The organism is Pantoea sp. RIT-PI-b (assembly GCF_001187905.1).
Taxonomy (GTDB): Bacteria; Pseudomonadota; Gammaproteobacteria; order Enterobacterales; family Enterobacteriaceae; genus Pantoea; species Pantoea nemavictus.
Window position 1 is genome coordinate 582,536 of record NZ_LGIS01000012.1, and the last position, 14,552, is coordinate 597,087.

10 protein-coding genes are annotated in these 14,552 nt (G+C 49.4%); 6 read left to right on the top strand and 4 right to left on the bottom strand.

Annotated elements, in window-relative coordinates; all coding sequences use genetic code 11:
* Window positions 1–7 precede the first annotated feature (7 nt).
* The 4 genes from pflA to ycaO form a co-directional block, all read right to left on the bottom strand.
* Window positions 8–748: a pyruvate formate lyase 1-activating protein gene (pflA, locus tag AC790_RS04395; protein ID WP_049851012.1), complete on the bottom strand. Its 741-nt coding sequence runs from the start codon at window positions 746–748 to the stop codon at window positions 8–10.
* Window positions 749–909: 161 nt separating this feature from the next.
* The gene (pflB, locus tag AC790_RS04400; protein WP_007887486.1) at window positions 910–3,192 is read right to left on the bottom strand and encodes a formate C-acetyltransferase; all 2,283 of its coding nucleotides are present in this window, start codon (window positions 3,190–3,192) and stop codon (window positions 910–912) included.
* A 69-nt stretch (window positions 3,193–3,261) separates the two neighbouring features.
* A complete protein-coding gene (gene focA, locus AC790_RS04405) occupies window positions 3,262–4,122 on the bottom strand; it encodes a formate transporter FocA (protein WP_049851013.1) in 861 nt (286 codons plus the stop codon).
* Window positions 4,123–4,478: 356 nt separating this feature from the next.
* The gene (ycaO, locus tag AC790_RS04410; RefSeq protein WP_049851014.1) at window positions 4,479–6,242 is read right to left on the bottom strand and encodes a 30S ribosomal protein S12 methylthiotransferase accessory factor YcaO; all 1,764 of its coding nucleotides are present in this window, start codon (window positions 6,240–6,242) and stop codon (window positions 4,479–4,481) included.
* Window positions 6,243–6,552: 310 nt separating this feature from the next.
* On the opposite strand from ycaO, the gene serC reads away from it, so the two are divergent.
* The 6 genes from serC to AC790_RS04440 all read left to right on the top strand — a co-directional run bounded on the left by serC (window position 6,553) and on the right by AC790_RS04440 (window position 14,518).
* Window positions 6,553–7,638 (top strand): 3-phosphoserine/phosphohydroxythreonine transaminase, encoded by a 1,086-nt coding sequence (gene serC / locus AC790_RS04415; protein ID WP_049851015.1) that lies wholly within the window; start codon window positions 6,553–6,555, stop codon window positions 7,636–7,638.
* 81 nt (window positions 7,639–7,719) lie between these two features.
* The gene (aroA, locus tag AC790_RS04420; protein WP_049851016.1) at window positions 7,720–9,006 is read left to right on the top strand and encodes a 3-phosphoshikimate 1-carboxyvinyltransferase; all 1,287 of its coding nucleotides are present in this window, start codon (window positions 7,720–7,722) and stop codon (window positions 9,004–9,006) included.
* A 198-nt stretch (window positions 9,007–9,204) separates the two neighbouring features.
* Window positions 9,205–9,885 (top strand): (d)CMP kinase, encoded by a 681-nt coding sequence (cmk, locus tag AC790_RS04425; RefSeq protein ID WP_007887471.1) that lies wholly within the window; start codon window positions 9,205–9,207, stop codon window positions 9,883–9,885.
* 121 nt (window positions 9,886–10,006) lie between these two features.
* Window positions 10,007–11,683: a 30S ribosomal protein S1 gene (gene rpsA, locus AC790_RS04430; protein WP_049851017.1), complete on the top strand. Its 1,677-nt coding sequence runs from the start codon at window positions 10,007–10,009 to the stop codon at window positions 11,681–11,683.
* Window positions 11,684–11,769: 86 nt separating this feature from the next.
* Window positions 11,770–12,054: an integration host factor subunit beta gene (gene ihfB, locus AC790_RS04435; protein WP_003849360.1), complete on the top strand. Its 285-nt coding sequence runs from the start codon at window positions 11,770–11,772 to the stop codon at window positions 12,052–12,054.
* A 205-nt stretch (window positions 12,055–12,259) separates the two neighbouring features.
* Entirely contained in the window at window positions 12,260–14,518 is a 2,259-nt protein-coding gene (locus tag AC790_RS04440) for a DNA internalization-related competence protein ComEC/Rec2 (protein WP_049851018.1), read from the top strand.
* Window positions 14,519–14,552 lie beyond the last annotated feature (34 nt).

Consider the following 14,552-nt stretch of genomic DNA (forward strand, 5'->3'; position numbering starts at 1 on the left):
TTGTTGATTAGTACATCACTTCATGACCGTAGCTGGCGAGAATACTCTTTACTCGCTCCATGGTTTCCTTACTCGGCGGCTTAACACCATCCAGCTTGTACTCTTCCCCCATGGCAATCCACTTGTGTTTGCCCAACTCGTGGTAGGGCAATAGCTCAATCTTCTCGATATTATCCATATCTTTAGTGAACTCGCCTAAGCGATGAACAGAGTCGTCATCATCGGAGTAGCCTGGCACTACCACAAACCGAATCCAGGTGCGTTTACCTTTCTTGTGCAAATAGCGTGCAAAATCCAGCGTGCGATGATTAGACACACCCACCAGAATCTGATGCACATCATCGTTAATCTGCTTGAGATCGAGCATCACCAAGTCAGTGGCTTCCAGCAGTTCATCGATCACTGGATCGTAGCGGCGAACAAAGCCATTAGTGTCGAGGCAGGTATGGATACCTTCAGCCCGGCAGGCTCGGAACCAGTCACGGACAAATTCGGCTTGTAAAATCGCTTCTCCGCCGGATGCTGTAACGCCGCCGCCAGATGCATTCATGAAGTGGCGATATGACAGTACATCCTTCATCAACTCTTCAACAGTTACCTCTTTCCCGCCGTGTGTATCCCAGGTATCGCGATTGTGGCAATACAGGCAGCGCATCAGGCAACCCTGGAAAAAGGTGATAAAGCGTATGCCCGGGCCATCAACGGTGCCGCAGGATTCAAAGGAGTGGATACGACCGATGGTTGACATTGCGATAAGTTCTCCAGGTGAGCCTGAACATCAGGCAGCACAATCTCTGTTGTGCTCTAAGTGAAAGTCGGTTTTGCCAGGGTGCCTGCATTAGCAAACTGGCAAAACGGACTTTGGAGAAAAGGCTCCCGAAGGAGCCTTTTAATCTTAGTAAGGTGCGATTACAACGACTGGGTGAAAGTACGTGTAATTACATCTTTCTGCTGCTCTTTAGTGAGCGAGTTGAAGCGTACAGCATAGCCAGAAACGCGGATGGTCAGCTGCGGATATTTCTCAGGATGTTCCATGGCATCCAACAGCATCTCACGATTCATTACGTTGACGTTCAGATGCTGACCACCTTCGATGTTGGCTTCGTGATGGAAATATCCATCCATTAGGCCTGCAAGGTTAGTTTTACGCACGTTATCATCTTTGCCCAGCGCATTCGGCACGATGGAGAAGGTATAAGAGATACCGTCTTTAGCGTAAGCGAACGGCAGTTTCGCGACTGAGGTCAATGACGCAACTGCACCTTTCTGGTCACGACCATGCATTGGGTTAGCGCCCGGTCCAAACGGCGCACCTGCACGACGGCCATCTGGGGTATTACCGGTTTTCTTACCGTAAACTACGTTAGAGGTGATGGTCAGTACTGATTGCGTTGGTACCGCGTTGCGGTAGGTTTGCAGTTTCTGAATTTTCTTCATGAAACGTTCAACCAGATCGCAGGCCATATCATCAACGCGAGAGTCGTTATTACCAAACTGTGGATATTCACCTTCAATTTCGAAATCTACTGCTAAGCCATCTTCATCACGGATGGTTTTTACTTTCGCATATTTGATCGCAGAGAGTGAGTCAGCTGCGACAGACAGGCCAGCGATACCACACGCCATGGTGCGATAAACGTCACGATCGTGCAGCGCCATTAATGAAGCTTCGTAGCTGTACTTATCATGCATGTAGTGAATGATATTCAGGGAGGTGACATACTGCTTAGCCAGCCAATCCATGAAGTGATCCAGACGTTCCATCACAGTATCGAAGTCGAGAATTTCGTCAGTAATTGGCGCTTCTTTTGGGCCAACCTGCATTTTCAGCTTCTCATCTACGCCACCGTTGATTGCATACAGCAGAGTTTTAGCCAGGTTGGCGCGTGCTCCGAAGAATTGCATCTGTTTGCCGACAATCATCGGGCTTACGCAGCAAGCGATAGCATAGTCATCGTTATCGAAGTCAGGACGCATCAGGTCATCATTCTCATACTGCAATGAAGACGTATCGATCGAGACTTTCGCTGCGTATTTTTTGAAATTAACCGGTAATTTTTCAGACCAAAGAATGGTCATGTTGGGTTCCGGTGATGGGCCCATGGTGTAAAGCGTGTTCAGGAAGCGGAAGGTGCTTTTGGTCACCAGAGTACGGCCATCAACACCCATACCGGCGAGTGATTCAGTTGCCCAGATTGGGTCACCTGAGAACAGCTCATCATATTCAGGGGTACGCAGGAAGCGCACCATACGAAGTTTCATGACCAGATGGTCAATCAGTTCCTGTGCTTCTTCTTCATTCAGTTTGCCTGCCTGAATATCACGATCGATATATACATCCAGGAAGGTTGATACGCGTCCAAAGGACATCGCTGCACCGTTCTGCGATTTCACCGCAGCGAGGTAGCCGTAGTAAGTCCACTGTACTGCTTCTTGTGCATTAGTGGCCGGCAGTGAAATGTCTGAGCCATATTTCGCAGCCATCTCTTTAATCTGACCAAGCGCACGATGCTGTTCAGAGATCTCTTCACGCAGGCGGATGGTGGCTTCCAGATCAACGCCGTTTTCCATATCGCTCTGTAATGAATTGAACTGCGCGACTTTGTCTTTCATCAGATAGTCGATGCCGTACAGCGCAACGCGACGGTAGTCACCGATGATACGTCCGCGACCATAAGCATCTGGCAGACCAGTCAGTACGCCTGATTTACGACAGCGCATAATGTCTGGGGTATAAACATCGAATACACCCTGGTTGTGGGTTTTACGATACTCGGTGAAAACTTTTTTTAGCGCAGGGTCGAGTTCGCGGCCATAAACTTTGCATGAACCCTCAACCATTTTTATGCCGCCAAAAGGAATGATGGCTCGTTTCAATGGCGCTTCAGTTTGTAGGCCAACAATTTTTTCCAGCGACTTGCTGATATAACCTGCATCGTGAGAGGTAATGGTTGAAGCCAAATCGGTATCAAAATCAACCGGAGCGTGAGTACGGTTCTCGATTTTGATGCCTTCAAGCACGCTATCCCACAGCTTAGTTGTGGCCGGAGTTGCACCGGCCAGGAAGGATTCGTCGCCTTCATACGGTGTATAGTTTTTCTGGATAAAGTCACGGACGTTGACGCTGTTCTGCCATTCGCCGGCGCTAAATCCTTCCCAGGCTGACGCCATTTTTTCATTCAGTTCGGACATGATATACCTGCCTTATTTAGGGAGACTTTGACGTATGGCGCGCTGAGTCAGCACGCCCGTACCAATTCATTAATGCACCGGCTCATTGCCACGCAGATAGATTACCCAGTAGGTCAAACCTACTAACAATCCGCCGCCAATAATGTTGCCGATGGTCACGGGAATAAGATTGTTAAGAATGAAATCGCTAACGCTAAGTGAAGGAAATTGAGCTGCGCTTGCACCGGCCATTTGCCAGAATTCTGGGCTGGCGAAATCGCGAATAACGATGGCCATTGGGATCAGGAACATGTTGGCGATGCTATGTTCGAAGCCGCAGGCAACAAACATCGCCACCGGTAAAATCATCGCGAACATCTTATCCATCAAACTGCGGCCGGAATAACTCATCCACACAGCGAGGCAAACCATAAGGTTGGCGAGCGTGCCGAGACTGACGGCTTCAATAAAGGTGTGATGCATTTTATGGTCAGCAGTTTGCAGAACGTTTAAACCCCATGCACCATTTGCCACCATGTGTTCACCAGCTAACCAGATGAGTGCTACAAAGAATAGTGCACCGAACAGATTGCCGATATAGACGGTCAGCCAGTGTCGGCCCAGTTGCAACCAGGTAATTCGTCCGCTGGCTTTCGCTACCACTATCAATACGGTTGAGGTGAACAGGTCAGCACCGCAAACCACTACCAACATCAAACCGAGTGAGAAACAGATGCCGCCTATCAATTTTGCTATGCCATAAGGCATCGCTCCACTTCCGGTAGTCGCAGTGATATAGAAGACAAATGCAATTGAGATAAATACGCCAGCAGTAATGGCAAGGAAGAATGTGGTTAAAGGATGTTTGGTTGCTTTATATATGCCGGCTTCTTCTGCAACTTTTGCCATTGCCGCCGGTAATAATGAATTAAAAGGGTTGTCAGCTTTCACACTAACGCTCTCCAAAAATTGCCTGTAAAGATACTAACAAAGGAGTATAGGTCAGAAATTGACGTGGATCATATTTGACCGGAAGGTAGGCGCTAAGCGAAGCGACTAGTAAGGTGATTTTAAATTAAGATATTGAAATTAATAGAATAAATAATTTTTAATTTATGCAAAATAAGTTGAAGTGAGTTGTGATGCAGGCTTGGTTTTGTTAAATATCATTAACGATTAAAGCTGAATTGTTATTTAATATAAAGTTTTATGCTTCTTTAATTTTTTGATTAAAAAAATGGCACTGATCTTACTCAGTGCCATTTACGTTACGTGAATTATCCAACTAAAAAATTAAAGAGGGATAATTATTTTTGTGACCAGTAACGACGTTTAGCTGCCTGTAATTTTTCATAAGCGGCTAACAGTGATTGATGAGCAGGGAAGGCTTTAAGGTCCAGATCGACGGCTTGCAATCCATAGAATGGCGCTTCACCACTGATCGCGGCTGAAGCAGCATCTACGGCTGCTTCACCATACATACGTGTGAAAGCACGATGGTATTGAAGTGGGTCACGCTCTTCTTCCATCGCCAGTAACAGCAAAGTTTGCAGGCAGCGATAATAGTTAGCGCGTTCTTCGCTAAAGATCGACTGGTTGAATTCCATCGTCCATTCAGTCCAGATCAACGCCTGATCCAAATCACCGCCAGCGAGTGCCAGCATTGCTTTTAGCTCGCCAATACGCAGCGTATACCAGCCATTATCTTTGCCCGACGCCAGACCCAGCAGTTCACGCACGCGAGTAAAGTCATCGTGACCTTCTTCATCTAACTGAACAATAAGATCGAGATAGGCTTCAGGTTCCCACTGACTCTCTGGCAACGCGAGCAGCGTCTCGCGCAGCGGTGCACCCATACTGTTGTTTGCCAGGAGTAGATCTTCTGCCGGATAGATGTCGGACATGCCAGGCACGATGATGCGGCAGGCGTAAACACTCAGATGTTCGTAATCGGCAATGTAAACTTCTTTATCTTCCGCACGGAAGATGGCCATCAAAGTATCAAACTCTTCGTGAGTCGTACCCGCAAAGCTCCAGTCGACGAATGGATAATCGGCATCTTCTTTAAACATATCCCATGAGATCAGGCCGCTAGAGTCGATGAAGTGAGTTTCCAGGTTAGCGTGTTCAGCTACTTCTTCATCATCAAATGTAGGTGGCGTGAACACGTCGAGATCTTTCAGACCGCGGCCCTGCAATAGCTCAGTTACCGTCCGCTCCAGCGCAACGCCAAAGTCCGGATGTGCGCCGAAAGAGGCAAAGCAGGTGCCGTTCGCCGGGTTGAACAACACGACGCAGATAACCGGATATTTGCCGCCCAGTGAAGCATCATAAGAGAAGATAGGGAAACCTTCTGCTTCCAGACGCTCAATCGCTTCTATCACTCCCGGATAACGCTGCATTACTGCTTCAGGAATTTCTGGCAGGCTGATGGACTCGGCGATGATGCGGTTCTTGATATGACGCTCAAACACTTCAGATAAGCCTTGTACACGCGCTTCGTTTGCGGTGTTACCAGCTGACATGCCATTTGAGACATACAGGTTACCGATGATGTTCATCGGGATATAAACCGTTTGCTGATCAGATTGACGGGTAAATGGCAGGCCGCAAATGCCGCGCTCGCTATTTCCAGATTGCAGATCAATTAACTCAGAGGCACCCAGGCTCTCATCAGGATCGTAGAATTTGCGCAGGCGCGCATCCAGAATGCCTTCCGGCAGGCTGTCATCCTCTGTGAGCGGGAACCACTTTTCATTCGGATAGTGTACAAAATCGCCATTGGCGATGGATTTGCCCAACCAAAAATCAGCAAAGAAATAGTTGGTTGAGAGACGTTCGAAATATTCGCCCAGCGCTGAGGCTAATGCCGCTTTTTTGCTGGCACCTTTACCGTTAGTAAAGCAGAGCGGGCAGTCGCGATCGCGAATGTGCACTGACCAGACGTGTGGTACCGGATTCAGCCAGGAAGCTTCTTCAATATTGAAACCAAGGTCTTGCAGTTTCTGCTGGAAGCGTGCAATGGAATCTTCCAGTGCGGCATCTTTACCGGGGATAAACGTTTGCGTCATGGTGGCGCTCTCTCAAGTCAATGGGGTGGGCGTAAAGCGCGCAATAATACGGGTTTTACACGTGCTTCGCTATTCAGTCCGCCAAATTTATCTGAGTCTGGTAACGGCATTTACTCCCTTTAACACCTGGGTTCTTGTTTCATAAGCCACCTCACAAAATTCCGCAGCTTAATGCATTTATGACATAAGCTGCGGTGGGGCTGGCTCTGGAAATGTGATCGCTGCCGGATTAATGATTGCAGCCATCTGGAGGCAATGATAAAACCGATGGGGTATTCATAACCGTTCGATATGACAGTGGTGAGGGGAAATGACGCAGGTTTATAATTTTAGCTCTGGCCCGGCTATGCTGCCGGTAGAAGTGCTCCGTCGCGCAGAACAAGAACTGACAAACTGGCACGGGTTAGGCACCTCGGTGATGGAGATCAGTCACCGCAGCAAAGAGTTTATTGCGGTTGCGGAAGCGGCAGAACAAGATTTTCGCGATCTGCTGAAGATCCCAGCCAACTACAAAGTTTTGTTCTGCCACGGCGGTGCCCGCGCGCAGTTCGCTGCTATTCCCGGTAACTTATTGGGTGAGGCTAAAACGGCAGATTATATAGATGGTGGTTACTGGGCTCATAGCGCCATCAAGGAAGCCGAAAAATTCTGCTCACCTAAGACCATTAATGTAAAAACCACGCGTGATGGTAAGCGTGCTTTATTACCTATGCGTGAATGGCAGTTGAGCGACGATGCAGCTTATGTCCACTTCTGTCCGAATGAAACTATTGACGGTATTGCCATTGATGAAGAGCCGGATTTTGGCAATAAGGTTGTGGTTGCGGATCTCTCCTCTACTATTTTGTCGCGTCCGATTGATATCAATCGCTATGGCGTAATCTATGCTGGCGCGCAAAAAAATATTGGACCAGCGGGTTTAACGCTGGTGGTTGTGCGTGAAGATTTGCTGGGTAAAGCGCAGCGTTATGTGCCATCTATTCTTGATTACAAAGTGTTGGCAGAAAACGAATCGATGTTTAACACCCCGCCGACTTTCGCCTGGTATCTCTCTGGTCTGGTATTCAAATGGCTGAAAGAGAAGGGCGGCGTTGCTGAGATGGATAAGCTGAATCAGGCCAAAGCCGATTTGTTGTACGGTGTGATTGATAATAGCGCGTTTTATCGTAACGATGTAGCGACCGAAAACCGTTCTCGTATGAATGTGCCATTCCAGTTGGCGGATTCAGCGTTGGATAAAGTGTTCCTTGATGAGTCCCTCAACGCGGGCCTGCACGCACTGAAAGGCCACCGCGTGGTTGGCGGTATGCGTGCATCAATCTACAATGCGATGCCGCTGGAAGGCGTCAAAACACTAACTGAGTTTATGGTTGATTTCGAACGTCGCCACGGTTAACGACTTTTTTCATGCCAGCCTGTCTGGTATCAGACCCCGTCATATGATGGGGTTTCGTATTTTCTGGAGATTTAGTTTCACATGCAGGACTCCCTGACTCTACAACCGATTGCCCACGTTGACGGCACGGTAAACCTACCGGGTTCAAAAAGCGTCTCGAACCGCGCACTATTGCTGGCCGCGCTGGCAAACGGCACTACGCGTTTAACTAACTTACTTGATAGCGATGACGTTAAACACATGCTGAACGCGCTAAAAGCGCTGGGTGTCAGCTTCACGCTCTCTGCCGATCGCACTGTATGCGAAGTGGTGGGTAACGCGGGGCCTTTGCGTGCTGAACAACCCCTCGAATTATTCCTTGGTAATGCTGGTACAGCGATGCGCCCATTGGCTGCTGCGCTCTGTTTGGGCCAACAATCAATCGTCCTGACGGGCGAGCCGCGCATGAAAGAACGCCCAATCGGTCATCTGGTTGATGCACTGCGTCAAGGCGGAGCCAACATCGATTATCTGGAGCAGACTGATTATCCGCCAGTGCGTCTCAATGGTGGCTTTGTGGGTGGTGAAGTTAGCGTAGATGGCAGCGTTTCGAGTCAGTTTCTCACTGCATTGCTGATGACCGCGCCGCTGGCGCAGCAAGATACAGTTATTACTATTAAGGGCGACCTGGTTTCCAAGCCTTATATTGATATCACGCTGCACCTGATGCGTAGCTTCGGCGTCGAAGTTGATAACCAGAATTACCAGCGATTTGTGGTAAAAGGACAGCAACAGTACCAGTCTCCGGGTGATTATCTGGTGGAAGGTGATGCGTCCTCCGCCTCGTACTTCCTCGCTGCGGCAGCCATCAAAGGTGGTACGGTGCGCGTAACCGGTATTGGTCGCAACAGCGTTCAGGGCGACATCCATTTTGCTGATGTGTTGGAAAAGATGGGCGCGGTGATTGAGTGGGGCGATGACTACATTTCTTGTACGCGTGGTTCGCTTACTGCCATTGATATGGATATGAATCATATTCCCGATGCGGCGATGACGATTGCCACGACAGCGCTGTTTGCACAAGGCACCACGCTGATGCGTAACATCTATAACTGGCGCGTAAAAGAGACCGATCGTCTTGCCGCCATGGCGACTGAATTGCGCAAAGTTGGTGCTGAAGTTGAAGAAGGGCATGATTTTATTCGTGTCACACCACCGGCGAAACTGCAACACGCAGATATTGGCACCTACAACGATCACCGCATGGCGATGTGTTTTGCGCTGGTGGCGCTTTCCGATACGCCAGTAACGATCCTTGACCCCGGCTGTACCGCGAAAACCTTCCCAAGCTACTTCGAGCAATTGGCGAAAATTAGCAGCACGTCCTGATCTTCTAACCCGGTGCGCTGCGCCGGGTTTCTTTGCTAACTTTTGGCCTTATCAGGCGGAAATTCTTCTGAATCTGTCTATATTTCTAGCGCTGTCTACGCTAAAGGGTAACCAACCTGATGCGGGCAGCGTATAATGCCGCGCATTCCAGGCGGCCTGGAAGGGCTGAAAATAAGCACGCAGCAACAGGAGAGAACAATGACGGCAATCGCCCCGGTTATTACCATTGATGGGCCAAGTGGCGCGGGTAAAGGGACTTTATGTAAAGCGATGGCGGAGTCGTTGCAGTGGCACTTACTGGATTCTGGCGCTATTTATCGCGTTTTAGCATTGGCCGCACTTCATCATCAGGTGGATATTGAATCCGAAGAAGCATTAGTGCCGATGGCGGCACACCTCGATGTGCGTTTTTTGTCGGTTGAGGGTGAAATGCAGGTGGTACTGGAAGGTGAAGACGTTACCGGTGAAATCCGCACGCAAGAAGTGAGCAACACCGCATCACGCGTTGCTGCTTTTCCGCGAGTGCGCGAGGCATTACTGCGACGCCAGCGCGCCTTCCGCGAAGAACCCGGTTTAATCGCCGATGGACGTGACATGGGGACAGTAGTTTTCCCTGACGCGCCAGTAAAAATTTTCCTCGACGCTAGCTCGGAAGAGCGGGCGCATCGCCGTATGCTACAGTTGCAGGAGAAGGGCTTTAATGTTAACTTTGATCGCCTTTTATCCGAGATAAAGGAACGTGATGACCGCGATCGTAATCGTGCCATTGCACCTTTAGTGCCTGCCACTGATGCTCTGGTACTGGACTCAACCAGTATGTCTATTGAGCAAGTGATTGAAAAGGCGCTTGATTATGCCAGGCAAAAGCTGGGCATTTAATCTTTCGGCAATCGAATTGTTGTAACCTTGTACCAAGGACCCGGTGCTGGGCATGTGAAACAACCCCATCCGACAATGACGTCAGGTGGACGTTAAATTGAAGAATCCTAAGATTATCAATATGACTGAATCTTTTGCTCAACTCTTTGAAGAGTCCCTGAAAGAAATCGAAACCCGTCCGGGTTCCATCGTTCGTGGCGTTGTTGTCTCTATCGACAAAGACGTAGTCCTGGTTGATGCGGGTCTGAAATCTGAATCTGCAATTCCTGCAGAGCAGTTCAAGAACGCAGCCGGCGAACTGGAAATCCAGGTAGGTGACGAAGTTGACGTTGCGCTGGACGCAGTAGAAGACGGCTTCGGTGAAACCCTGCTGTCCCGTGAGAAAGCTAAACGTCATGAAGCTTGGATCACGCTGGAAAAAGCTTACGAAGACGCTGAAACTGTTACCGGTGTTATTAACGGCAAAGTTAAAGGTGGCTTCACAGTTGAGCTGAACGGTATTCGTGCGTTCCTGCCAGGTTCACTGGTAGACGTTCGTCCGGTTCGCGATACTCTGCACCTGGAAGGCAAAGAGCTTGAATTCAAAGTAATCAAGCTTGATCAGAAACGTAACAACGTCGTGGTTTCACGTCGTGCAGTTATTGAATCTGAGAACAGCGCTGAACGCGATCAGCTGCTGGAAAACCTGCAGGAAGGCATGGAAGTTAAAGGTATCGTTAAGAACCTCACTGACTACGGTGCATTCGTGGATCTGGGCGGCGTTGACGGCCTGCTGCACATTACCGATATGGCTTGGAAACGCGTTAAGCATCCGAGCGAAATCGTCAACGTGGGCGACGAAATCACTGTTAAAGTGCTGAAGTTCGACCGCGAGCGTACCCGTGTATCTCTGGGCCTGAAACAACTGGGCGAAGATCCGTGGGTAGCTATCGCTAAGCGCTATCCGGAAGGCACCAAGCTGACCGGTCGTGTAACCAACCTGACTGATTACGGCTGCTTCGTAGAAATCGAAGAAGGCGTTGAAGGTCTGGTACACGTTTCTGAAATGGACTGGACCAACAAAAACATCCATCCGTCTAAAGTTGTTAACGTAGGCGACGTGGTTGAAGTAATGGTTCTGGACATCGACGAAGAGCGTCGTCGTATCTCCCTGGGTCTGAAGCAGTGCAAATCTAACCCATGGCAGCTGTTCGCAGAGACCCACAACAAAGGCGATCGTGTTGAAGGTAAAATCAAGTCAATCACTGACTTCGGTATCTTCATCGGCCTGGACGGTGGCATCGACGGTCTGGTTCACCTGTCTGACATCTCCTGGAACGCGACTGGCGAAGAAGCCGTTCGTGAGTACAAGAAAGGCGACGAAATCGCTGCCGTTGTACTTCAGGTTGATGCAGAGCGCGAGCGCATCTCTCTGGGTGTGAAGCAATTGGCTGAAGATCCATTCAACAACTACATCACCCTGAACAAGAAAGGCGCTATCGTGACTGGTAAAGTCACTGCAGTTGACGCGAAAGGTGCTACAGTAGAATTAGCTGACGGCGTAGAGGGTTACCTGCGCGCTTCTGAAGCTTCTCTGGACCGCATCGAAGACGCAACTCTGGTTCTGAGCGTTGGTGACGACGTTGAAGCTAAATTCACCGGCGTTGACCGTAAGAACCGCGTTGTGAGCCTGTCTGTTCGTGCTAAAGACCAGGCTGATGAGAAAGAAGCTATCAACACTGTTAACACCAAACAGGATGAAGGCAGCAACTTCTCTAGCGCAATGGCTGAAGCGTTCAAAGCGGCTAAAGGCGAGTAATCGACCTAAGGCACCGGACGATGCAAGTCGTCCGGTTTCGGTAAAAGCTGTCATACCTTTCCAAATAAGGATTAACCGGAGGTTACATGACCAAGTCAGAACTGATTGAAAGACTTGCTGGACAGCATACTCATATTCCGGCGAAAGTCGTTGAGGATGCGGTCAAAGAGATGCTTGAGCACATGGCCACTACGTTGGCACAGGGCGAGCGCATTGAAATCCGGGGATTCGGCAGCTTTTCTTTGCATTACCGCGCACCACGAACGGGTCGTAACCCGAAAACGGGTGATAAAGTGGATCTGGAAGGTAAATACGTTCCCCACTTTAAGCCGGGCAAAGAATTGCGTGACCGTGCGAATATTTACGGCTAAGCCGTTACCGAACGATAAAAACGACACTCTTGAGTGTCGTTTTTTTTTGCTTAAATCTTCAGTATTGAGAGTCTGCCCTCAAAGCATTGCTACTTTAGCTGTAATACCGTTATAAATTTCTGAATTCACCTCTGTATCCTAATTTTCCCGAGGAGCAATCTCTTCCTGTTAACCGCACAATCTTTCCCACTAAGGGAGAGTACCAATGCGAATAAGTTGGATTGTGCTGGCCAGAATGATGATTGTGTCAGCATTACCATTAGGCGTCCTGCCGCAAATACCCGAAACCAGCGTGATTGTGGCTATAGCAGGTTTTGCATTGCTATTAGGAGTAACGCCAAATGGCTTGCTGCGCATGATGGGTGTGGCTCTATTACTGTTATCCTGGGCGATGTTTGAGGCGCGGCACATGGTCAATACAATCGAGTTATTGGCTGCCGCTCCCATAGAGGCGACTGTCCGTATTACAGAGGTTCGCGAAGAAAAGCAGCAACTGACGGCACAAATTTTGCGTGTTGGCGATCGTTATCAATTCCCTCCCGTATTTGTCACGCTCAACAACGCAGCGTTAATTCAATCATTCTGTTCCGGTCAACGCTGGAAAATGAAACTTAAGTTGCGGCCTGTCCATGGAAGATTAAATGAAGGTGAGTTTGATATTCAGCGCTTTGCTATGTCTAATCATATGCCGCTGCAAGGGCGCATCATCGGCCAGCAGTCAGAATCGTTATCTTGTAGCTGGCGGACAGCCTTGATCAATTACCATTGGCCCGCATTTGCAACGCTTCAGCATCCCGGGATTATTCAGGCACTGGCGTTTGGTATACGCACCAACATGACCGAAGAGCAGCGGCAACTGCTGCGAGAAACGGGTACTGCTCACTTAATGGCGATCTCAGGTATGCATATTGCGCTGGCCGCGAGCGTTGGGTGGCTACTGGCACGTGTTATTCAGGTAATTTTACCCGCCCATCTAATTGGTTATCTATTTCCGCTCATGGTGAGCGTGATCACTGCGGCGACTTACACTTGGGTGTCAGGCAGTCACGCTCCGGCTCAGCGTGCGATAGTTGCGCTGATTCTATGGATCGGGATTCGCGCGGCCGGCTGGCAATTAACTGGCTGGCAAGTATGGACATTATGTATAGGCGGATTACTGGCGCTTGATCCGCTAACTGTATTATCCGAGAGTTTTTGGTTATCGGCACTTGCAGTCGCTATGTTGATCGTCTGGTATCAATGGTTTGCTTTACCGCCTCGTTTTCGCACGCAGCGTCGATGGCTGTTGCTCCAATTGCTGCATTTACAGCTCGGCATGATGATTCTGATGGCACCGTTACAAATTTTCCTGTTCCAGGGCTTAAGCCTTAGTGCGTTAGTGGCCAATTTGATGGCGGTACCGGTGGTGTCATTCATCACCGTACCACTGATATTACTGGCAATGCTGCTGCCTGCGCCGGTTATATCAAGTGGATTATGGAGCCTGGCTGATCTTTCGATTACTACAGTGATGAGTGGGCTGCAGTCGTTACCTGCAGGCTGGTGGGCATGGAGCGATACGCTCCCCGCTATTGTGCTGCTTTGGGTGGGAATGCTGCTTTGGCGTAGCGGGCTGGCACATCGCAGCGTAATGCCTTGCTTGAGTCTGGTCATCGCGATCATCGTCTGGCGCAATAATGCGCAACGTGATGATTGGCAGATAGACATGATTGATGTAGGACACGGTTTAGCCATTGCTATTACACAGGGTAAAGAAGTGGTGTTGTATGACGTCGGCCCAGCCTGGAAGCAGGATGATGCCGGTGCGCGCGTGCTTCTGCCATGGCTGCAATATCAAGGACGGAAGCTTCATTCACTGATACTGAGCCATAAACATCTTGATCACCGTGGTGGACTACACTCAGTGCTCAACGCGAATCCAACAATAAAAGTTCGCAGTGCCTTGGGGGAAGAGGGGCACTTGCCCTGCCATCGTGGTCAAAAGTGGCAGTGGGGAAAATTGCAATTTACGGCGTTGTGGCCGCCGGCAAATCAAACGCAAGGGCAAAATAACGATTCGTGTGTTATTCACGTCGATGACGGTAAAATTAGTCTGCTGCTGACCGGTGATATTGAGTTAGAAGCGGAGAGAAAAATCGTCGCACTCGAACATGATGCGCTGAAGGCAACATTTTTACAGGTCCCACATCACGGCAGTCGCACCTCTTCAGGTTCATTACTGTTACGTAATGTTGCAGGTCAGGCTGCACTTGCTTCACTGGCACATTATAACGCCTGGCGTATGCCGGCACCCGCGGTGGTAGAACGCTATCGTCAACAGGGTTACAGGTGGTACGACACGGGGCAATCAGGGCAGATTCATATCGCTATCAGACAGGGGCATTGGCAAATTAAGGGCTTACGAGAGCAAATAATGCCCCGCTGGTATCATCAGTGGTTTGGCGTCAAACGCGAATCCAGGTAGAATGAGCGGCTATTTCAAACAGCGTGAATAAATA

Coding starts and splice junctions, on each gene's coding strand:
- pflA (WP_049851012.1), bottom strand. CDS start 748: ATGTCAACCATCGGTCGTATCCACTCCTTTGAATCCTGCGGCACCGTT.
- pflB (WP_007887486.1), bottom strand. CDS start 3,192: ATGTCCGAACTGAATGAAAAAATGGCGTCAGCCTGGGAAGGATTTAGC.
- ycaO (WP_049851014.1), bottom strand. CDS start 6,242: ATGACGCAAACGTTTATCCCCGGTAAAGATGCCGCACTGGAAGATTCC.
- serC (WP_049851015.1), top strand. CDS start 6,553: ATGACGCAGGTTTATAATTTTAGCTCTGGCCCGGCTATGCTGCCGGTA.
- aroA (WP_049851016.1), top strand. CDS start 7,720: ATGCAGGACTCCCTGACTCTACAACCGATTGCCCACGTTGACGGCACG.
- cmk (WP_007887471.1), top strand. CDS start 9,205: ATGACGGCAATCGCCCCGGTTATTACCATTGATGGGCCAAGTGGCGCG.
- rpsA (WP_049851017.1), top strand. CDS start 10,007: ATGACTGAATCTTTTGCTCAACTCTTTGAAGAGTCCCTGAAAGAAATC.
- ihfB (WP_003849360.1), top strand. CDS start 11,770: ATGACCAAGTCAGAACTGATTGAAAGACTTGCTGGACAGCATACTCAT.
- AC790_RS04440 (WP_049851018.1), top strand. CDS start 12,260: ATGCGAATAAGTTGGATTGTGCTGGCCAGAATGATGATTGTGTCAGCA.